Origin of the sequence: Mucilaginibacter aquaedulcis (genome assembly GCF_030409325.1) — a bacterium.
GTDB lineage: Bacteria > Bacteroidota > Bacteroidia > Sphingobacteriales > Sphingobacteriaceae > Mucilaginibacter > Mucilaginibacter aquaedulcis.
The window spans coordinates 218,163-237,995 of record NZ_JAUFPR010000004.1; the positions used below are offsets into that span (position 1 = coordinate 218,163).

The window sequence follows — 19,833 nt, forward strand, 5'->3', positions numbered from 1 at the left end:
GTGCTTATTGCTAACAAAACTATTTTACTGCTACACCTGTTAACAGCTAAATTGAACATCATGAGTAATGCCTACGAAAATATTCCCGATCAGTACGAAGGAGAAGTTAGCGATGTGATACATTTTGCCGATGCCGGCACACAGCAAAGTGCTCATCAATTATTTTTATTAGCTAAAGAGCGTTTAAAAGATGTTTCAAACTGGCACCAGTTGAGCGGGCCGGGATCTTCAAAGTTTTCCCTTACCGATGCTCAGGGAAACGAACTTTACCGCATGGCCGAAAAGGGCGATCATTTTTATATTGATTTACCAGCGCCAGGAACAATAGCCGGCCGTGGGCTTGATTGGGTTATTATTGAGGATATTGATGAATTAGACGACGCCAATGCAGAAAGCGAGTATATAACCATGCGCGTAAGACCTGTGGTGAATCCTGAAAATCCGGATGCTCCTATCGCTCACTTCTTAACTCACAACTCAACAAATACATTTATTGTTGAACGCTACCTTAATCACGTAAGTGCAGCTGTACATGGGCGTAACGAGGTTCCTAATAATAAAGATACCGGGCTGTATGACAGTGTACGCAATACCATAATAGCACTGGGCGCACGCAAAGGTTTATCCGGCCCACAATGGAAAGCACTTGTTGTTGGCTTGTTAAAAACAGAATAATTAAATATTACGGCCGACTAAACCCGAGCGGTAAGGTTTAGTCTATTACTATAACAAACTATAATATAATTTATAAATAACTATTTTATGAAAGCTCTAAAAGTAATAGCTGTTGCCTTAGTAGCAACATTTGCCTGCACCGCTGCAAACGCTCAAACACATCGTTATCATCGTGTGCACCACCGCCATCATCATCCTGTTGTACATCACCATAAAAAGTAAAATAAAAAAGGCCCTTATCCAGGGCCTTTTTTATTTGATATGATGTTAGTAAAGCTATTACAACTTACGTTTCACCTCTACATTTTCGTAAGCTTCAACTATATCGCCTACTTCAATGTTATTAAAGTTCTGGATGTTTAAACCGCACTCATAACCTGTTGCTACTTCTTTAACGTCATCTTTAAAGCGTTTTAATGAAGCCAGTTCACCAGTGTAAATTACCACACCATCACGTATTATACGTATTTTGCTGTTACGGTTAATTTTACCATCAAGTACCATACAACCTGCAATAGTACCAACTTTGCTGATCTTGAAGGTTTCACGTATCTCAACGTTCGCAACAATCTTCTCTTCAAAGGTTGGCGCAAGCATACCTTCCATCGCGGCTTTGATCTCATTGATCGCATCGTAAATGATAGAGTATAACCTGATATCTATTTGCTCAGCCTCGGCCAGTTTACGGGCACTTCCTGACGGACGAACCTGGAAACCGATGATGATCGCATCTGAAGCAGATGCCAGCAATACATCAGATTCAGAGATCTGACCAACTGCTTTAGATATGATGTTAACCTGTATCTGCTCGGTTGATAATTTAAGTAATGAATCAGATAATGCTTCGATAGATCCATCCACGTCACCCTTAACAATAATATTAAGTTCCTTAAAGTTACCAACTGCCAAACGACGGCCAATTTCATCAAGTGTAATGTGTTTCTGAGTACGTAAACCTTGCTCACGTTGTAATTGTAAACGCTTGTTGGCAATTTCACGTGCTTCAGGTTCGCTTTCCAGGGCGTTGAACTTATCACCCGCTGTAGGCGCGCCCTGCATACCTAACACCTGTACCGGTGTTGATGGCCCTGCAGATTCAACCCTTTGACCACGCTCGTTAGTTAATGCCTTAACACGGCCGCTATAACAGCCTGCCAGTATAGGGTCACCAACTTTTAATCTGCCGGCCTGTACCAATATGGTAGTTACTATACCACGGCCTTTATCCAAGGCGGCTTCAATAACAGTACCTACAGCACGTTTTTTAGGGTTGGCTTTTAGTTCAAGCAATTCGGCTTCCAGTAATACTTTTTCTAAAAGCAAGTCAACATTTAAACCTGTTTTAGCTGATATTTCCTGGGTTTGATATTTACCGCCCCATTCTTCAACCAGGATATTCATAGCTGATAGCTGTTCACGAATCTTATCGGCATTAGCTCCGGGCCTGTCAATTTTATTAAAGGCGAAGATGATAGGAGCTCCTGCTGCCTGCGCGTGGTTTATGGCCTCGCGGGTTTGCGGCATCACGCTATCATCAGCGGCTATTACTATAATTACAATATCTGTAACTTGTGCACCCCTTGCACGCATTGCGGTAAACGCTTCGTGACCCGGAGTATCAAGGAATGTAATTTTACCTTTATCACCTGGCAGAGTAACCTCATAAGCACCAATGTGCTGGGTAATACCACCGGCCTCGCCGCCTATTACGTTAGTTTTACGTATAAAGTCAAGCAATGATGTTTTACCGTGGTCAACGTGACCCATAATGGTTACAATTGGCGCACGTGGTATCAGATCTGCCGGATCATCAGGCTGGTCAAGGTTAGCTTCCTCATCCTGTGGTTTTACAAACTCAATCTGGTAACCAAACTCATCAGCAACAATGCTTAGGGTTTCGGCATCAAGCCTTTGGTTAATAGATACAAACATGCCCAGGCTCATACAGGTAGATATGATCTGCGTTACAGATACATCCATCATTAAAGCCAGCTCGTTTGCAGTTACAAACTCTGTAACCTTTAACACTTTTGACTGTAATTCCTGCTCCAGTGCAAGTTCTTCTGCCGATGAGGCCACGTCATCACGTTTTTGACGACGGAATTTGGCCCTCTGAGCAAACTTACCTGATTTACCTGCACCACTTAAGCGGGCAAGAGTAGCCTTAATCTGGTCTTGTATATCTTTTTCTGATGGCTCCTCCTTAGGAGTATTATTCTGAGGGGCATTACGGTTCCTGAAATCAGGACGATTGCCGCCTCCATGGTTAGGGCCACCTGCATTTGGATTATTGCCACGGTTCCTGAAATCAGGGCGGTTAGGATTAATTGCACCCGCCGGAGGCTGATGCGTACCACCCTGCTGCTGTGGATGATGAGGGTGATTGTTGCCACCACCGCCTTGTCCGCCTTGCTGAGGATTGCCCTGGTTATCTTTACGTTTTCTTTTACGTTTATGATCGGCGTTGTTTGCGTTTGATGAAGATGCAATAGGGTTGCGCTTAGGCGCATTAACCGGTAATTGAATCTTACCAATCACGTTAGGACCCGTCAAACGTTCGGCCTTAGCCCTGATCACATCAGGTTCCTGGGTATGTTGCTCTTCTGCAACCGGTTCAGGAGCAGGTGCAGCAACAGGAGCTTGCGGAGCAGCCGGTGCTTTTGGTTCTTCGGCTTTAGGCGCTTCAACAACAACTGGTTTCGGTTCTTCAGCCTTAGGCATTTCCACTTTGGGGGCTTCTATCACTTTTGGCGTTTCAACCACCGTTTCTTTTGGTGCTTCTGCTTTAGGCTCCGGTTTTGGCTCTGGTGCTACTGTTTCGGCTGGCTTAACAACTTCAACAGGTTTAACCTCTGCTGGTTTTTCAGCAGGTGCCTGCGGTTTTGCATTTAAGTTATTAAGGTCAATTTTACCAACTATCTTAACACCCGGCAAAACGTCGTTACGATCTTCAGTTTTTTCTGGAGCAACAGGTTCAACCGGTTTTGGTTTTTCTGCCTGCGGCGAAGTATATTGACCAGCATTCTTGATCAGTATCTCTTCGTTCTCAAAATCTCTTGAGCGGCGGTTATCAACCGGTTTTTCCGGAAGCGGAGCAGGTTCTTCTTTTCGTATCTTGCCGATACTGATCTGCTTGGCTTCCTCCTTAATACTTTTGTCCACAGCAAACTCCTTCAACAATGCGGTATACATGTCGTTATCCAGCTTGGCCATGGGTTGCTTATCAACTTTATAGCCTTTAGTAGCCAAAAAATCGACAATGGTACCCATACCAATGTTGAGTTCTTTTACTGCTTTAATTAATTTTATTGATTTGTCTTCTGACATTTATTAAATTTTCTCTGCTAATTATCGCAAAAATACGATTTTAATTTTGGTTATTATGCTTATTCAAACTCAGCATTCAATATTGATAACACTTCTTTTACAGTTTCTTCTTCCAAATCTGTACGTTTTACCAATTCTCCTACTGTTAAAGCAAGTACCGACTTAGCCGTATCTAAACCAATTCGTTTAAATTCATCGATGATCCAGCTATCAATTTCATCTGAAAACTCTTCGATATCCACGTCCTCATCATGCTCATCTGCCTCACGGTAAACATCTATTTCGTAGCCGGTTAACTTGCCTGCAAGTTTAATATTGTGCCCGCCACGACCGATAGCCAATGACACCTGATCGGGCTTTAAATATACGGCAGCGGTCTTTTTCTCATCATCAAGCTTAATTGATGTGATTTTGGCCGGTGATAATGCACGCTGAATATATAACTGAATATTGTTGGTAAAGTTAATTACGTCGATATTCTCATTCTTTAATTCGCGAACTATACCATGTATACGTGATCCTTTCATACCCACGCAGGCACCTACCGGATCAATACGGTCATCGTATGATTCAACGGCCACCTTTGCTCTTTCGCCCGGCTCACGCACAATTTTTTTAATTGTGATCAATCCGTCAAATATTTCTGGTACTTCCAGCTCAAATAAACGCTGTAAAAACTCAGGAGCGGTACGTGATATGATAATTTTAGGGTTGCTGTTCAGCATATCCACCTTGTAAACCACCGCTTTTACGCTATCACCTTTCTTGAAGTAATCAGCCGGTATCTGTTCAGTTTTTGGAAGTAATAGTTCATTACCCTCATCATCAAGCACTAAGGTTTCTTTTTTCCAAACCTGGTAAACCTCGCCGGTAACAATTTCACCAACACGGTCTTTATATTTTTTAAATATTTCGTCTTTCTCCAGTTCAAGAATTTTTGAAACAAGGGTTTGGCGGGCCGCTAAAATAGCACGGCGACCAAAGCTTTCCAGCGTGATCTGCTCTATCTGCTCGTCACCTACTTCCAGGTCGGCGTCAAAAAGTTTAGCTTCTGCCAGTTCCACTTCCAGGTCATCATCCTCGCTAAAGCCATCCTCAACCACCTGGCGGGTACGCCATATCTCCAAGTCACCATTATCCGTATTAACAATTACGTCACAATTTTCGTCGGTGCCAAACTTTTTTCTGATCATGCTTCTGAAAACGTCTTCCAGAACGCTCATCATGGTTGGGCGGTCAATGTTCTTGAAATCTTTAAATTCCTGAAAAGAATCAATTAAATTAATATTGCTCATTTTCTAATTGAATGATATTAAAACTTTTGTTTCTGTTATTTGATCAATAGGGATAATGCTTTCAACAGTTTCAGCTTTTTTTCCCTTTTCCTTAACTTTTTCTTCAATGATAACAGCATCTTCTGTTATAGCTGTTAACACCCCTTCTCTTTTGGCCCCATCGGCCATTTTAATGCCTAAGTTGCGCCCTATATTTTTGGCGTATTGCCTTGGCGATGATAGCGGAAAATCAATTCCGGGCGATGATACTTCCAGATTATACGCAGTTTCAATCACATTTTCCTCTTCCAGATGGAAGCCAACATGCCTGCTTACCTGTACACAATCATCAATCCCTACACCGTTATCACCATCAATCAGCACAATAAGTTTTCCGTTCGAGTGCATTTTAACATCTACTAAAAACAAATTGGGCTTATCGGCAATCTTCTCTTCAACCAGCTCTTTTACCCTTTTTTCAATATTCATTATCCTTCGATATTTTTGATTGATAATTTTAATCGATAAAATAAAAGAGGGGACTAATTGCCCCCTCTTTTATTTTATCAGGTGCAAATATACATAATTATATTTGATTTTCAAGCAATTCAGCTCAGTTTATTACTTAAACTCCAAATCAGAATAATGTAAACTACCCGGCCTGTTACGCCCCGTAACAAAATCAGTTACCTGGGTACCTGTATCAAATTTATAATACCGCACAAAATACTTTTGATGTGCTGCAAATGGTGTATCTGGTACAAAAATAACGGCATTATCTTTAACATGGTATGCTCCGGGCTGCACCGGCTGATAATTTTTTAAATCGGTATCTGCCGGCATTCGGTATACCGGTATTAATGCCTGCCAGCCTGCACCTGCAGAATCTCTACTGATCTCTTGTGTAATAGCATTATCTAAGCCGGTGATTTTTACTGCCTTTCTACTATCAACCATGTTAACATTAATTACGGATACTTGAGATTTACCGATACAGCCTGTGCAGAAAAAAAATAAAAATATCCCTATGCTCCAAAAAGTAAAATCCCGGTAAGTTTCTTTTACAAATGGGCTTTTGAACATAGGTGAAGACTCACCCCACCTTCGCTCCGCTTGCCGACCCTCTCTTTGGCTTCGCCATAAAGCGGGTGATAAAATTTCTTTCCCACTAAGCAAGCCCTCTTTGCGCCAAAGGCGGAGAGAGGGCGATCCAGCGTAGCGCAGATCGGGTGAGTTTATTCGTTTTATATTTAAACCATCCATCACTTTTTAAGTGTTTGTTCAAACAGTTTAAATATGCGCTTGTACTCATCAGTCCAGCTGCTGGGTTGTTCAAAGCCGTGATCTTCTACCGGGTACGAAGCCAATTCCCAATTCTCTTTATGCAACTCAATCAGTTTTTGGGTAAGCCTGATGATGTCCTGGTAATTCACGTTTTGGTCAATCATACCGTGCAGCATCAGCAGGTTACCTTTTAAGCCACCAGCAAAATATATAGGAGAACTTTTACGATAAGCCTGCTCATCTGTAAAAGGCTCATTTAAAATATTTGAAGTATAACCATGATTATAATGAGCCCAATCTGTTACCGAGCGGATGGCGCCACCTGCAGCAAAAACATTTGGTTCAGTAAACATGCCCATTAAGGTAATGAAACCACCGTATGATCCGCCGTATAAACCAACATGCTTAGGGTTTACACCAAACTTTTCAACCAGGTATTTTACACCGTCTACCTGATCGGTTAGGTCTTTACCTCCCATGTGGCGGTAAATTCCGGTACGCCAGTCGCGGCCATAGCCTGCGCTTGCGGTATAATCAATATCCAATACGGTATAACCATTATCGGCCAGCATATTGTTAAACATATACTCGCGGAAATAATAGCTCCATGAGTAAGTTACCTCCTGCAAATATCCTGCGCCATGCACAAAAACAACCGCGGGTTTTGCCGGATCGGCATTTTTAGGCAGATATTGGCGTGCATAAACATCATTACCATAACGGTTTTTAAAGGTGATGATCTCCGGATCGCGCCATGGGTATGACGTAAACTCAGGCGAAACAGAATGAGTTACCTGTACAGCTTTTGCTCCCGGTTTATTGGGCTGTATGTAAAGCTCCCAGGGTTTATTGGAGTATGAATAACGGATAGCCAGCCATTTTTCATCGGGCGATAGCGTTACCTCATTACCTCCTTTCATACTTGTTATTTTAACCGGTGTACCTCCGCTAACAGGGATGCTGTAAAAACCGGTAACACCCGGATGATCAATATTGGCCGTAAAGTAAAATGTTTTTTTATCGTTTGATAGCTGCAGCGTTTGCACCTCCCATTTACCACTGGTGAGTTGTTTTTTTGCTCCGTTTAATACATCAACTAAATAAATGTGCGAATAGCCGCTGGCCTCGCTCTGGAAATAAAAATGTGTATCATCAACAAAACCTATATTACCCGCCTCAGAGTTGTCTATCCCAGGCCCTCCTATCCAGGCTTCATCGCGTTGGCGGTCAAGCAAAGTTAATTTGCCGGTTACCGGGTCAAGGCGCATGATCCACCGGTCTTTGTTATCCTGCGAGCTGACTACCACAACCGCGTTTTTGCTATCAGCACTCCAAAACGGCCCGGCTACAGTTACCTGCCTGTCAGTGTTTAGCTTTTTCTTTTCAGTCAGTTCATTGGGGTAGTCTTTCAGGTAATCAGGCAGATCTTTTATGCCCGGAATATCATTGGTTAAAACCGGATACACGGATTGGCGGCGCGTATCAAAAATAAACATCTGGGAGGTTGATGACGGCCGACCTACTTTTGACCGGTTAGGAATATCCTCCGTAAACCCGGAAGCTGTTACATAATTAGGCACAATGGCATCCTTTACTCCAGAAGCTTGTTTAGTAAGCCTGTAGGTTACGTACTTAGTATCCGGGCTTATTTCAAGGGCATTTACCTTATCGTTACCCATCACCAGTTCTTTTAGCTTTTGAGGTTCTAAAGCGGCGGCTTTGGTTGAGTCAAGTTTCTCGTCCTTTGCTTCTTTTTTAATAATATCAAAAAGCTCAAGCTGTTGTTTTTTAAGCCACAATTGCTGGCTATTTAATGACTCCTCAACACTTTTTTTTGCGGTGTGTACAAAGTTGGTCAATTGTTTAAGTTGCCCGCTGTTAAGTTTCAGACCAAATAAATTGCTGCTCTGCTTATAGATAACCTCAGACCCATCTAAATTCAAAACGGGTGCGGTTTCAGACTGTTCTGTGTTGGTTAATTGAATGGTATTACCCGTTTTAATATTAGCCAAAAACAGATCGCCGTTTTTTTCGTACACTTTTTGGGTGTGGCTCTTATTCCAATCACCATCAGAGGCACTTAAACCGCGTTGTTCAGCTATACTTACCTTTTGAGGTTTTGTATTCCCGGTCGAAATATTGTACAGTTCTTCCTCTCCGCTTTGATCCGCGTTCCAGTTAAAATAGATCTTTTTACTATTATCACTCCACCGGATATTTGACGGCGATATTCCTATCCATTTAGGATCGCGCATGATCTTTTCGATGGTAAGTGTATCCAGTTTTTGGGCAAATGTACCTGTGGCACTAAGGGCAAACAGTAGGGTAAACAGTTTTTTCATGAATTAATGGTTGGCTAAGGCCAATAATATGTTTGCAATTTAGCAGTTTCGGCAATCATTGCTATTTTTAAACGTTTTATTGTTACAATATGGAACTTCACGGAACGGGCTTTATTTTGAGGGGATGGTTTGATGGCGACGAGGAGTCACTACAAAAACATGCCGACAATCCTAAGGTATCTACTTATTTGTTAGACCGTTTCCCCTATCCTTATACCATAAACGATGCCGATAAATGGGTTACTTATATGCAGCATCAAAAAATACAAACCAACTTTGCCATTGTTATTGATGGCCAGGTTTGTGGCGGCATAGCAGTTGACCTCATGATTGACGCCAATAGTAAAGCCGGCGAGATAGGTTACTGGCTTGGTGAGCCGTACTGGGGCCAGGGTATTATAACCGAAGCTGTTAAACTCCTTACCAATTATGCCTTTAAAAATTTAGATATCATACGCATACAGGCGGGTGTGTTTAGCCAAAACACGGCATCAATGCGGGTGCTGGAAAAGGCTGGCTATGTTAAAGAAGGTATATTGCGCAATGCCATCATCAAAAACGGCAATGTAATGGATAAACACATGTATGCCATACTGAGGCCTGAATAATTAACCGAAACCTGTTAATTTACCATTCTGCCGCTAAGGTCAACCGTGCGGGCAAAGGGGTTTAAGTATTTGTTGGTCAAAATTGCAAACTCGCGCCGGGTAACCGGCCGGTTCATATCAAAATCAGAAGTAAACTTGTATTGGGCCTTCCATGCTTTTTGCATACCGATCTGCAGGGTTTTAGGATCGGTCAGGGTAATTTCGCTGATGAACGATAACAAGTTGCCCTGGGTAAATTTTTCGCCTGGCTTTTCTTTGTTAAACCACAAAAAAGCACGCGTATAAATTTCTTTGAAAGATGGTTCAACCTCGGCGGTGCTTACTACAGAATCGGGCATAAAAAGTAACTGTGCGGTGTTTCCATTTACTTTTTGAATGCCCTTAAGCAAACCAGTAGCACCAACCTGCTGCATTGACCTGAAATAAGGATCACTTTGTTTAATATCTGAAAAAGGCAAAAGGTAAGCTTTAAAATCAAGCAGTTCACCCTGTATAATGCGTACGTTCAGCTTTTTGGTAGTAGTTTTAAAAAATGCGCAAAAAGCAGCGATTGCGCCCGCACCCTGCCCTACTGTCATTTGTACCGATGGGTACATACTGCTGGCGTTAACCAGGTGCGATACCGACATGGCTTTTTCTGTAACCAGCAAATTATCCATGTCCTTTAAAACAATAGCGCCAAGCGGTATGCTGTAGGCCATAAACGGCGGGTAATTGATATGGGGAGCAGTCCCCTCGCCATAGTGCTGCCCTGGCGATGCATCACCAACCGCTATAGCCGTACGGTACAAATTAGTAGGGCGGTCATAAGGTTTATAAACATCATTAAGCGTCATACGCAGTACGCCCCTGGTACGTTCCGCTTCGCGGATATAGGGGATAAAAGGCAAATGATCAGGCGTTGGGAATTCATCATCTAAACCCAGGTTTTTAAAACCCAGTTCGGTTTGTAAATAATAAATAAGCCCAAGGGTGTGTAATCGTGCTTTAGCATAAAAAGCATCACGATGGGCCGGCTTAAGATCATCAACCGTGGTTGGGTACTGATTACCGCAACCTGCCCATTTGATCATGAACTTATCATTGGGCAGCCTGCCGTCATCAAGCATCTTACTGATATTTTTCCCTTTTAAACAGGCGTATTCATTGGCATCATATCCTTGTGGCTTGGCAATGGTTTTATCTTCCTTTTTGCCAAAATCCTTTAGTAGGGCTATCCAGGTGATATCCTGAATACGGGGCAATGTCGTTTGAGGGGCCAGTTCTTCGCCAGTATCCTGGGCGCTCTCAAAACCCGAAACAAATGTTTCACCCGCTTTGGCAGCCACATCGCCGGTTTCGGTAGCATCGATAACAACTTTGGCCTTTACAGTAGTATTTTTATGATCAATAATAATGGTTACCTGCCAGCTTGTACCATCTTTTTCAATAGCAGTCCACGGAGTATTTAGCTTTACGGTAAGGTTTTTTACGGTATCGACTATTTTTTTGAGGATAGCAGCCCCGGTGTATGGTTCAAAGCGAAGCGTGGCATTTACGGTTGTATCATAACCCAGCCTGTTTTTATAAAAGTCCCTTACATGGCTACGAAATTCGCCCCAAATGCCTGATGGTAAATTCCGGTTCCCTTCAATCACACACATGCCGCCGGCAGTCATACCTCCCCCAAGCCAGGGGCCAGGTTCAACAAGCATGGTTTTTAATTTACTGCGCGCTCCCTGTATAGCTGCAGCCGTACCGCTTGCGCCGCCGCCAATTACTAAAATATCTGTTTTAATAGTTTGTGCATATGAATATGAGATATTTAGGAGAAACAGCAGTAAAAATATCTTTTTAACCATCGGTTTAAGTAAGTAGGTACTAAACGCTAAATTATAGCAAAGCTTGCGGTAGTTTTAAATTATCCCTAAATTAATTTTTTTTTAACCATGACAGACGAACAGATGAAATTCCCGATAGGGAAATTTGCTCCGCCGGCATCTTATACCAATGAGGATATACGCGGATGGATAGAGGATCTTAAAACTTTACCGGGTAAAGTGAGGCATGCTATAAATGGTTTAAACTACCAGGAGCTGGATACACCCTACCGTACCGGAGGCTGGTCGCTGAGGCAGGTGATCCATCATTTGGCCGATAGCCATATGAATTCCATTACACGGTTTAAGCTGGCATTAACAGAAAATAACCCTACCATAAAACCATACGAGGAAGCCAGCTGGGCCCTGCTACCTGATTATCGCTTACCCGTAGAGCCCTCATTAAAAATGCTGGAAGGTATACATCAGCGCTTTGTTGCCCTGTTGGAAAGTTTTACCGAGAATGAATGGGCCCGTACCTTTGTTCATCCAGAATCGGGCGATTCCATATCGCTTGTGAGGGCATTGGCTATGTATTCTTGGCATGGCAGACATCACCTTGCTCATATTACAGAAACCGTGAAGAAATTCGCTGTTAAAGCGTAAAGCTAAATGCCGAGGGTCTAAAGCTTCACTACAGTTGCTTTGGGCCTTTCACTTTAAGCTTTCAGCCTAAGTGGTGGCTGGAAAGCTGAGGTAAAATGAAGTGCCGCTGCCAATCGTTGTTTCAAACCAGATTTTGCCATTGGCATTTTCAATGGAGTTTTTAACAAACGCGAGCCCTAAGCCCGTTCCGGAGCTTTTGGTAGTAAAGTTGGGTTCAAATATTTTTTCGCGCATGTTTTCAGGTATCCCGTTACCATTATCCTTTATGGTAAGCAAAACGTTTTTACTGGTTACCAGATAATTGATCTCGATTATTCCCTGCCTGTCTGGTGGGGTTGCTTCAATAGCATTTTTAAGCAGGTTATTGAAACAACGCAGTAACTGGTCGCGGTCGGCACTGATCATGAATGGTGTTTCGGGCGGCTGATAAGCGATGTGGATGTTATCCATCTGCTTAAATATGGTAACCGCCTGGCCCAGCATCTCAAAAACATTGATCTGCTCAATACGGGTATCAGGCATCTTGGCAAAGGCTGAAAACTCAGATGCTATTGACGACAAACTTTCGATTTGCTCTACAAATGACTTGCTGAAACGCTCAAACTTTTGATCAAACTTAGGGTCTTTATCCTTCCATGATTTATCCAACAACTGCAAACCCAGCTTTAATGGTGTTAGCGGGTTTTTAATTTCATGAGCAACCTGTTTGGCCATTTCGCGCCAAGCACTTTCACGTTCTGACTGAGCCAGCCTGTGCGCGCTATGCTCCAGGGCAGATATCATTTTATTATATTCTTTAATGAGCGCCCCTATCTCGTCATTACGTGCCCATTTGATATGCTCGTTCTTTTTGCCATAGATAGTTTTACTCAAGCTTTCCTGTATAAAGTTTAGCGGTGCTGTAATTTGCCGGGCTATGATGATGGCAAAAAGCCCGATAGCGATAAATACGATGGCATATACATTGATCATCACATTCAGCAACGCGCTGATACGTTCTTTATAATCGGCCTCGTTTGAAAAATATGGCAGTTGAATATAGGCTATCGTTTTATTTGAACTAATAATGGGCGCGTAAGCGGCTTTATAACTTAACCCTCCTATTTTTTCTTCATTTACAAACTCTGATTTTTGGAGTTTGCTTAAATAAATAAATGCCTTTGCATTCATTCTTTTGGCTGTAAGACCGTATTCGTATATTTTGGGCTGGGTGGTTACCAGGGGGATGCCATTGGTATCAAACAAAGTTAAATCGGTTGAATAGTTATTGGCCAATTCGTTGAAACTTACCTGGCTTTCTTCGTTAACATAATAGATGTATTTATTAAAAGCACCGGTTTCAAAGGCAGTAACTATCCGGGTTATTTTATCGCGGATCATTTTATCCTGCTGGGCATGGTACTGCGTACTAATAGATACAAAAGTGATAAAACCTACCATGAGCAGTGTTATCATCACCGCAAATATCATAGAGAACTGTATGCGGGTACGATACAATATCCTGTCGAAATTTATCCTGAAATACCATTTTATTTCGTGGTCATTAATGTTCAGTATCCTGACGCGCAACCAAACCCATCTGATAGTCACTATAATTGCGCTAAATAGCAGCAACAGCACAAAAAAGAAAGTAAGCGATGTTACACTGCTATATAAGGTATTCTCCTCTTTACTAACTATTATTAAATTACGGTTGCTGGGTTTATATATCAGATGACTGTAACTGGTAAAGCTTTCATACCATTCGCCATTGGTGATACGGGTTGTTTTTAGCTGATATTTTTTACTGCGGCCCGTAAACTCCGTATTGTTTAGCGTGTAAACATAGTTCCCCTTTTGGCTCAGAAGTTTATTATCTATATAAAACGCGTAGGAGTAATCTTTAAATTCATCTTCCGATTTGATATGCCCATCTACTAGCAATTCGGGGAACGAGCCTGATGGCTGCAGGGGCTTTGATTTTAGTTCGATAACCAACGTACCCAATTGCTTGCCATTACGGATAACGGGCAATATGGCAAAGTAATTCTGAAACCCGAAGGATTCATTTTCCCGGTAAAAATAATCAGACACCTTGAACGAGCTGTATAATACCAGGTCTTTGAATACGCTTAACGAGTAATTATCATCGGCAATGGGCTGATCCTGCTGATTGTATTCATGTACCTTAAATTCATATTTTGACAGGTAGCCATCAAAATAGAGTTTCTGAAAACGGGTGCGCAGAAAATCATGATTATGCAGTGTGGTATTATTAAAGTAGTTGATAATGGCCGAGTCGGCTATGATCTGGCCCTCAATCTTTTTGAAAATATAATCGGCAGTGGCATCATCCGGGATCTCCAGTTTTTGAATCAGGGCCTTACGCGTTTCCCGCTCTTTTACACTCTCAAACTGATTGAATTTAATTGCCGAGATCAGGGAGCAAATCAGTACTATGCCCAAAAATGTAGCGGCATTTAGTTTTCCTTTATGATATATAAAACCGTATGCTCTTATAATAATGAGCATTAACAACAACACATAAAACGAAGTATACTCACGATACAACGTAAAAACAACTGTTGTTAAAATAGTTGACAAAACCAGTATAATTAACTGGTGTGTGCGTGATATGGCAAGCCTCAGGCAAATAAAAAGGGCAATTTCGTTGATGATATAAAATATCAGGAAGCTAAAGCATAACATCAATACTCCAATCAAACTAAAGCCTGAAAGACTGAGTACGTTATTTACGTTAAAGCCTATTTTTGAATTGATAACCAGCCCATAAAATAAATTCAACAGTAAGGTAGATGACCCTATGAGCGCAATTACGCAGGCTATTGTTATAAGGTAACTTGCGGGCTTGCCTGGGATTGCAAAAAACAAACGATGCCTTTGCAGGTACAGGTAGGCAACAAACCATAGTATATACAGAATATTGATGCAAAAATCGCCGAGAGAGGGATATATGACATTTGAGGCGTAGTATGCCGGGTTGAAAATGTCAAGCGTATAAGAAAAATCAAACAGGTTGGTACGCAGGCTAATATACCTGAACAGTACTATAAATATAGCCAGCAATGCAACAGATAACGGCGCATAACCCTTTAAGGCAATATAACTACATATCTTATGCATTAAAACACATAAAACCATGACGGTTAATATCCAGAAAATCAGCTCATAATATATAAAGGCGTAATTTATGCTACTGGGTTTCAGCTTTATTGAAAATAAGTAACCGCTATTGCTGCTGTGTACCTCGTAAATATTCTTGTCAGAAAAATCGGCAATGTCAAGATTATCATCTTTAATCAGATCTTTATCAAATACATTGTGGAGGTATTCATTTTCAAAGGCATAGGTGGTTTTTACCGGAATAAAAAAAATAACCGAGAAATCTCCTTTGGTTTTTTTTATGGTTTCGTAGTAACCATTAGGCTGTTTAATAAAGGAATAACCTTCTTTTATAGATGTTAAATTATCTGGCAAAACCTTTATGCCGCTCCAAAATGCCAGACGGTTATTGTGGAGCGTTACAAATAAAATGCGGTTTTTAATGCCAACCTCGTTAATATCATTCAGGGCATCCTGCTCATTTTCGGGCAGGTGTTTTAGCGCCTCGAACTTTTGTTTATCGCTTATCAGCCCATTGATATAAGCCTCTTTTTTATGCAGATTATCCTCAAGCGTTAAGCCCGATTTAACCAGGTTATTTACGGGAGAATAAGTTTTTTGAACAATAATAGCCGTAAATAATAAGCCTATGCCTATAAAGGTCAGCAACAAGCGTATTTTCCCGGAGTAAGTCAAATTTCCTTATATAAATAAACTTCTGATAAACGATACAGGCACCTTGCAGTGCCTGTATTTTTCTAATTAATATTATAAAGTTGCGCTGCTTGTAGCTACTGCCACATCAACCTTTTTTACAAGGCCTTGCAGTACTTTGCCTGGCCCTACTTCAATAAAGGAAGTGGCGCCGTCTTCAAGCATATGCTTTACGGTTTGTGTCCACCTTACGGCACCGGTAAGCTGAGCTATTAAGTTTTGTTTAATAAGCTCAGGATCTGTATAAGGCTTAGCATCAATATTTTGATATATAGGGCAAACCGGCTGGTTAATTGTTGTAGCGACAATGGCTGCTTCCAATTCAACCCTTGCCGATTCCATCAGTGGCGAGTGGAAAGCACCGCCAACTTTTAATTTCAGGGCTCTTTTAGCGCCGGCGGCCAATAGTTTTTCGCATGCTTCATCAATTCCGGCAATGCTTCCTGAAATTACTAATTGACCAGGGCAGTTATAATTTGCAGTTACTACTACGCCGGCAGTAACCCGCTGGCAAACATCCTCAACCGTAAAATCGTCAAGCCCTAAAATTGCGGCCATGGTTGATGGTTCCAGTTCGCAGGCTTTCTGCATCGCATTAGCACGGGCCGCTACTAAGCGCAAACCATCTTCAAATGATAAAGCTCCTGCGGCTACCAGGGCAGAAAACTCTCCCAATGAATGACCTGCTACCATCTCTGGCTTAAAATCATCACCTAAAATAGCAGCCAGGATAACAGAGTGTAAAAATATAGCGGGCTGAGTAACGTTGGTTTGAACCAGATCATCGGCTGTACCATCAAACATTACATCGGTAATTCGGAAACCTAATATGTCATTAGCCTTTTCAAATAATTCACGCGCTTTTTCTGATTGTTCGTACAGATCTTTACCCATACCCGGAAACTGGGCACCCTGCCCAGGAAAAATATATGCTTTCATTAGCCCCCTAACCCCCTAAAGGGAAAATTGTTGTAAAATGTTTATAATTTATATTTATTAATAGCTTTTTCTACCTCCCCTTGTAGAGGGCAAAAAGGTTTAGCCAAGCTTTGCTGATATTAAGTTTAAAAACTCTGTACGGGTTTTTTCCTTTAAAAACTCACCTGTAAATGCCGATGTGGTTGTTACAGAATTTTGTTTCTGCACACCCCGCATGCTCATACACAAGTGCCTGCATTCAATAACCACACCCACACCTATAGGATTAAGTGTATCCTGTATACAATCACGTATTTCGTTGGTGAGGCGCTCCTGTACCTGCAGGCGGCGGGCAAACACATCAACTATACGGGGTATTTTACTCAGGCCCACAACGTATCCGTTAGGGATATAAGCTATATGCGCTTTGCCAAAAAACGGAAGCATATGATGCTCGCACATCGAGTACACTTCAATATCCTTAACAATTACCATTTGGCTATACTCTTCTTTAAACATAGCCGAATTAAGTATCTCTTTGGCATCGAGATCATACCCATGGGTAAGGTACAGCATGGCTTTAGCCATACGTTCAGGTGTTTTTAAAAGGCCTTCGCGTTCAGGATCTTCGCCAATTTGTTTTAAAACATCATGATAATGGGTAGATAGGTTATGGATCAGATTTGGATTATACCTGTCAACCTTGGTGTATCCGCCAATTTCATCATCATCGTCGTCGTCACGTGCTGGAGTGTGGTTGTTGTTCATCTCTTCAAGTTATCCGCCAAAGTACTCGGCAGAATTATTTTCGGTTTCGTATAATTTAACCGAGTGTAAAAAAACGCCCTCATAAGCTTCTATAGGAGCTTTGAGCTGATTAAATATCTCAATGCACAAAAGTTCTGTCGAAGCCATTTTGCCTGCCATAAACTCAACATCTTTATTGATGTTCTTATGGTCAAGTTTTTCAATAACATACTCGTTGATAATTATTTTCAGCTCTTTCAGATCCATCAGGTAACCTGTTGCGTGCGTAACCTCGCCCTTAACTGTTACAAACAGGTTATAATTATGCCCATGCCAGTTGGGGTTGGCACACTTGCCAAATACCTCATTGTTCTTTTCAGCGCTCCATTCCTCACGGTACATCCGGTGAGCGGCATTAAAATGTTCTTTGCGCGTAATATGTATCATCATAATAATCGTGGGTGCAAATATACAAAACAAAAATAGCTGAGTTGTTTTATCTTAGCCGTCAAAAAAATGCAATATGCAGATATTGATTGTTGCTGCCACAGCCTTTGAAGTTGAACCCTTGGCAAACAGCCTTGGTCACAAACTTGACATATTGATAACCGGCGCGGGCATGGTACCTACGGCCTTTGCTTTAGGCCGTCAGTTTAGCATGCATAAGTATGACCTGGTAATTAATCTGGGCATTGCCGGTAGTTTTGACAGAAACATCCAGCCGGGCTATGTAGTTGAGATAACAGAAGACACCTTTTCTGAAACCGGTGCCGAAGACGATCAGGAATTTATTCCGATAAACGTACTTGGCTTTGGCGAAAGCACGTTTAAACCCACCACAACCCTTGAAAATGTTTGCAACTCGCTTTTCCTCACCAAAGGCAGGGCTATTACGGTAAATACCGTTCATGGTAATGAGGATTCCATTAAAAAGGTGCAATTGCGTTTAAACCCGCAGATTGAAAGTATGGAGGGCGCTGCCTTTTTTTATGCCTGCCGACAATTCAACTTACCATGTTTGCAGATCAGGGCAGTGTCAAATTACGTGGAAAAACGCAATCGAGCCAATTGGGATATAACGCTGGCCATTAAAAATCTGAATAACTTTGCCATTGAGCTGATAAACAGGATCGGCAATAATTAAGCGGAACGTTTTTAGGTTTTACGTAATACATTGTTCGTTTTACGTAAGCATATCAGGAACGTACAACTTAGCACTTATAACGTACAACTTATGAAACTAACACTTGGCTTTTCGCCCTGCCCTAACGATACTTTTATTTTCGATGCACTGATACATCATAAAATTGATACCGAAGGTTTGGAGTTTGAGGTTTATTATGATGATGTTGAAACCCTCAATCAAAAAGCATTTCGCGGCGAACTGGATGTGACCAAACTCAGCTATCATGCTTTTGCTTATGTAGCCGAGAAATATGTACTGCTTGATGCAGGAAGCGCTTTGGGTTACGGCGTTGGCCCAATGCTGATATGTAAAGGCGATGAAAATGAGCTTCACGCAAAACTTAGTGCCGGAAACCCTGAACTTCGCATCGGCATCCCAGGAAAATATACTACTGCCAACTTTTTATTAGGTTATGCTTTCCCGAATGCCAGCAATAAAACAGAATTGGTATTCTCTGATATTGAGAACGCTGTTATTGAAGGACGAATTGATGTAGGCCTTATTATTCACGAAAACCGTTTTACGTATCAGGACAAGGGCCTTAAAAAAATACTTGACCTTGGCGATTACTGGGAAAAGCAAACCGGCTGCGCTATACCATTGGGAGGTATTGTAGCTAACCGCAATTTACCTCTTGAAGTTCAGCACAAACTGAACCGGGTGTTACGCAAATCGGTTCAGTTTGCGTTTGCCAACCCTAAGTCGGGGTTAGATTTTATCCGCTCGCACGCGCAGGAAATGAGCGAGGAGGTAATGTATAAGCACATTGAACTTTATGTAAACAAATACTCCATTGATCTGGGCAATGAAGGCCGTAAAGCCATTACGCTGCTTTTTGATACAGCCCTGAAAAATAATACCATACCACCAATAAAGGAAGAAATATTTTTAACATCTCCGCCCCCTTCTGTTCCTAATTAAGTGTGGAACAAAACTGGAAACCAGGCATCAGCTTATCATATAAAGCTTTGATGGTACCATCAAAGCTTTATATGATAAGCTGCCTGTATATCCCATCAACATTCGCATTTATAATCCGCGGTAAACGCCTTACTCCGTAGAAGCGCTAAAACATCTCACCACCACTCACCCTTTTAGAGAATCCTTACCCCTTCTTATAGATTAATAATCATTAGCTGCTTTATATAAATCTAAGATTATGACGGGCAGGAATTTTTTTTCAAATAAAAT

At 41.7% G+C, this 19,833-nt stretch carries 15 protein-coding genes; 5 read left to right on the forward strand and 10 right to left on the reverse strand.

Annotation, left to right across the window (positions count from 1 at the left end; translation table 11 throughout):
• Positions 1-60: 60 nt before the first annotated feature.
• Complete coding sequence (locus QWZ01_RS19170) at positions 61-675, forward strand: hypothetical protein (RefSeq protein WP_290326120.1); 615 nt, start codon at positions 61-63, stop codon at positions 673-675.
• A 279-nt stretch (positions 676-954) separates the two neighbouring features.
• On the opposite strand, the gene infB is transcribed toward QWZ01_RS19170, so the two are convergent.
• From infB to QWZ01_RS19195, 5 genes are all read right to left on the reverse strand, one after another.
• The gene (infB, locus tag QWZ01_RS19175) at positions 955-4,002 is read right to left on the reverse strand and encodes a translation initiation factor IF-2 (protein ID WP_290326122.1); all 3,048 of its coding nucleotides are present in this window, start codon (positions 4,000-4,002) and stop codon (positions 955-957) included.
• A 59-nt stretch (positions 4,003-4,061) separates the two neighbouring features.
• Positions 4,062-5,297: a transcription termination factor NusA gene (gene nusA, locus QWZ01_RS19180; RefSeq protein WP_290326123.1), complete on the reverse strand. Its 1,236-nt coding sequence runs from the start codon at positions 5,295-5,297 to the stop codon at positions 4,062-4,064.
• 3 nt (positions 5,298-5,300) lie between these two features.
• A complete protein-coding gene (gene rimP, locus QWZ01_RS19185) occupies positions 5,301-5,765 on the reverse strand; it encodes a ribosome assembly cofactor RimP (protein ID WP_290326125.1) in 465 nt (154 codons plus the stop codon).
• A gap of 132 nt (positions 5,766-5,897) precedes the next feature.
• Positions 5,898-6,539, reverse strand: a complete 642-nt coding sequence (locus tag QWZ01_RS19190; protein ID WP_290326127.1) for a hypothetical protein — start codon at positions 6,537-6,539, stop codon at positions 5,898-5,900.
• Positions 6,539-8,902 (reverse strand): prolyl oligopeptidase family serine peptidase, encoded by a 2,364-nt coding sequence (locus tag QWZ01_RS19195; protein WP_290326129.1) that lies wholly within the window; start codon positions 8,900-8,902, stop codon positions 6,539-6,541. The genes QWZ01_RS19190 and QWZ01_RS19195 overlap by 1 nt, the downstream gene beginning before the upstream one ends.
• A gap of 89 nt (positions 8,903-8,991) precedes the next feature.
• Here QWZ01_RS19195 and QWZ01_RS19200 point away from each other — a divergent pair, with 89 nt between their 5' ends.
• Positions 8,992-9,510, forward strand: coding sequence for a GNAT family N-acetyltransferase (locus QWZ01_RS19200; protein WP_290326131.1), 519 nt, complete (start codon positions 8,992-8,994; stop codon positions 9,508-9,510).
• A 14-nt stretch (positions 9,511-9,524) separates the two neighbouring features.
• Here QWZ01_RS19200 and QWZ01_RS19205 read toward each other — a convergent pair whose 3' ends face one another.
• Entirely contained in the window at positions 9,525-11,351 is a 1,827-nt protein-coding gene (locus QWZ01_RS19205; RefSeq protein WP_290326134.1) for an FAD-dependent oxidoreductase, read from the reverse strand.
• Positions 11,352-11,438: 87 nt separating this feature from the next.
• On the opposite strand from QWZ01_RS19205, the gene QWZ01_RS19210 reads away from it, so the two are divergent.
• Positions 11,439-11,975 (forward strand): YfiT family bacillithiol transferase, encoded by a 537-nt coding sequence (locus tag QWZ01_RS19210; RefSeq protein WP_290326136.1) that lies wholly within the window; start codon positions 11,439-11,441, stop codon positions 11,973-11,975.
• A gap of 66 nt (positions 11,976-12,041) precedes the next feature.
• Here QWZ01_RS19210 and QWZ01_RS19215 read toward each other — a convergent pair whose 3' ends face one another.
• The 4 genes from QWZ01_RS19215 to QWZ01_RS19230 all read right to left on the reverse strand — a co-directional run bounded on the left by QWZ01_RS19215 (position 12,042) and on the right by QWZ01_RS19230 (position 17,903).
• Positions 12,042-15,773, reverse strand: coding sequence for a sensor histidine kinase (locus QWZ01_RS19215; protein WP_290326138.1), 3,732 nt, complete (start codon positions 15,771-15,773; stop codon positions 12,042-12,044).
• Positions 15,774-15,845: 72 nt separating this feature from the next.
• Complete coding sequence (gene fabD / locus QWZ01_RS19220) at positions 15,846-16,730, reverse strand: ACP S-malonyltransferase (protein ID WP_290326140.1); 885 nt, start codon at positions 16,728-16,730, stop codon at positions 15,846-15,848.
• A gap of 99 nt (positions 16,731-16,829) precedes the next feature.
• Positions 16,830-17,477: a GTP cyclohydrolase I FolE gene (gene folE / locus QWZ01_RS19225; RefSeq protein ID WP_290326142.1), complete on the reverse strand. Its 648-nt coding sequence runs from the start codon at positions 17,475-17,477 to the stop codon at positions 16,830-16,832.
• Between the two features lie 9 nt (positions 17,478-17,486).
• Positions 17,487-17,903 (reverse strand): 6-pyruvoyl trahydropterin synthase family protein, encoded by a 417-nt coding sequence (locus tag QWZ01_RS19230; protein WP_290327822.1) that lies wholly within the window; start codon positions 17,901-17,903, stop codon positions 17,487-17,489.
• Between the two features lie 76 nt (positions 17,904-17,979).
• On the opposite strand from QWZ01_RS19230, the gene mqnB reads away from it, so the two are divergent.
• Together mqnB and QWZ01_RS19240 are read left to right on the forward strand one after the other, a co-directional pair.
• Positions 17,980-18,600, forward strand: a complete 621-nt coding sequence (gene mqnB, locus QWZ01_RS19235; RefSeq protein WP_290326144.1) for a futalosine hydrolase — start codon at positions 17,980-17,982, stop codon at positions 18,598-18,600.
• A gap of 90 nt (positions 18,601-18,690) precedes the next feature.
• Positions 18,691-19,563 carry a menaquinone biosynthesis family protein gene (locus tag QWZ01_RS19240; protein ID WP_290326146.1) on the forward strand — a complete coding sequence of 291 codons (873 nt, stop codon included), beginning with the start codon at positions 18,691-18,693 and terminating at the stop codon, positions 19,561-19,563.
• Positions 19,564-19,833 lie beyond the last annotated feature (270 nt).

What these genes read in the sequence shown, in the direction of transcription:
- QWZ01_RS19210 (WP_290326136.1), top strand. Translation starts at nt 11,439, where the DNA reads ATGACAGACGAACAGATGAAATTCCCGATAGGGAAATTTGCTCCGCCG.
- fabD (WP_290326140.1), bottom strand. Translation starts at nt 16,730, where the DNA reads ATGAAAGCATATATTTTTCCTGGGCAGGGTGCCCAGTTTCCGGGTATG.
- QWZ01_RS19230 (WP_290327822.1), bottom strand. Translation starts at nt 17,903, where the DNA reads ATGATACATATTACGCGCAAAGAACATTTTAATGCCGCTCACCGGATG.
- mqnB (WP_290326144.1), top strand. Translation starts at nt 17,980, where the DNA reads ATGCAGATATTGATTGTTGCTGCCACAGCCTTTGAAGTTGAACCCTTG.
- QWZ01_RS19170 (WP_290326120.1), top strand. Translation starts at nt 61, where the DNA reads ATGAGTAATGCCTACGAAAATATTCCCGATCAGTACGAAGGAGAAGTT.
- QWZ01_RS19190 (WP_290326127.1), bottom strand. Translation starts at nt 6,539, where the DNA reads ATGGATGGTTTAAATATAAAACGAATAAACTCACCCGATCTGCGCTAC.
- rimP (WP_290326125.1), bottom strand. Translation starts at nt 5,765, where the DNA reads ATGAATATTGAAAAAAGGGTAAAAGAGCTGGTTGAAGAGAAGATTGCC.
- QWZ01_RS19200 (WP_290326131.1), top strand. Translation starts at nt 8,992, where the DNA reads ATGGAACTTCACGGAACGGGCTTTATTTTGAGGGGATGGTTTGATGGC.
- QWZ01_RS19205 (WP_290326134.1), bottom strand. Translation starts at nt 11,351, where the DNA reads ATGGTTAAAAAGATATTTTTACTGCTGTTTCTCCTAAATATCTCATAT.
- folE (WP_290326142.1), bottom strand. Translation starts at nt 17,477, where the DNA reads ATGAACAACAACCACACTCCAGCACGTGACGACGACGATGATGATGAA.
- QWZ01_RS19240 (WP_290326146.1), top strand. Translation starts at nt 18,691, where the DNA reads ATGAAACTAACACTTGGCTTTTCGCCCTGCCCTAACGATACTTTTATT.
- nusA (WP_290326123.1), bottom strand. Translation starts at nt 5,297, where the DNA reads ATGAGCAATATTAATTTAATTGATTCTTTTCAGGAATTTAAAGATTTC.
- QWZ01_RS19195 (WP_290326129.1), bottom strand. Translation starts at nt 8,902, where the DNA reads ATGAAAAAACTGTTTACCCTACTGTTTGCCCTTAGTGCCACAGGTACA.
- infB (WP_290326122.1), bottom strand. Translation starts at nt 4,002, where the DNA reads ATGTCAGAAGACAAATCAATAAAATTAATTAAAGCAGTAAAAGAACTC.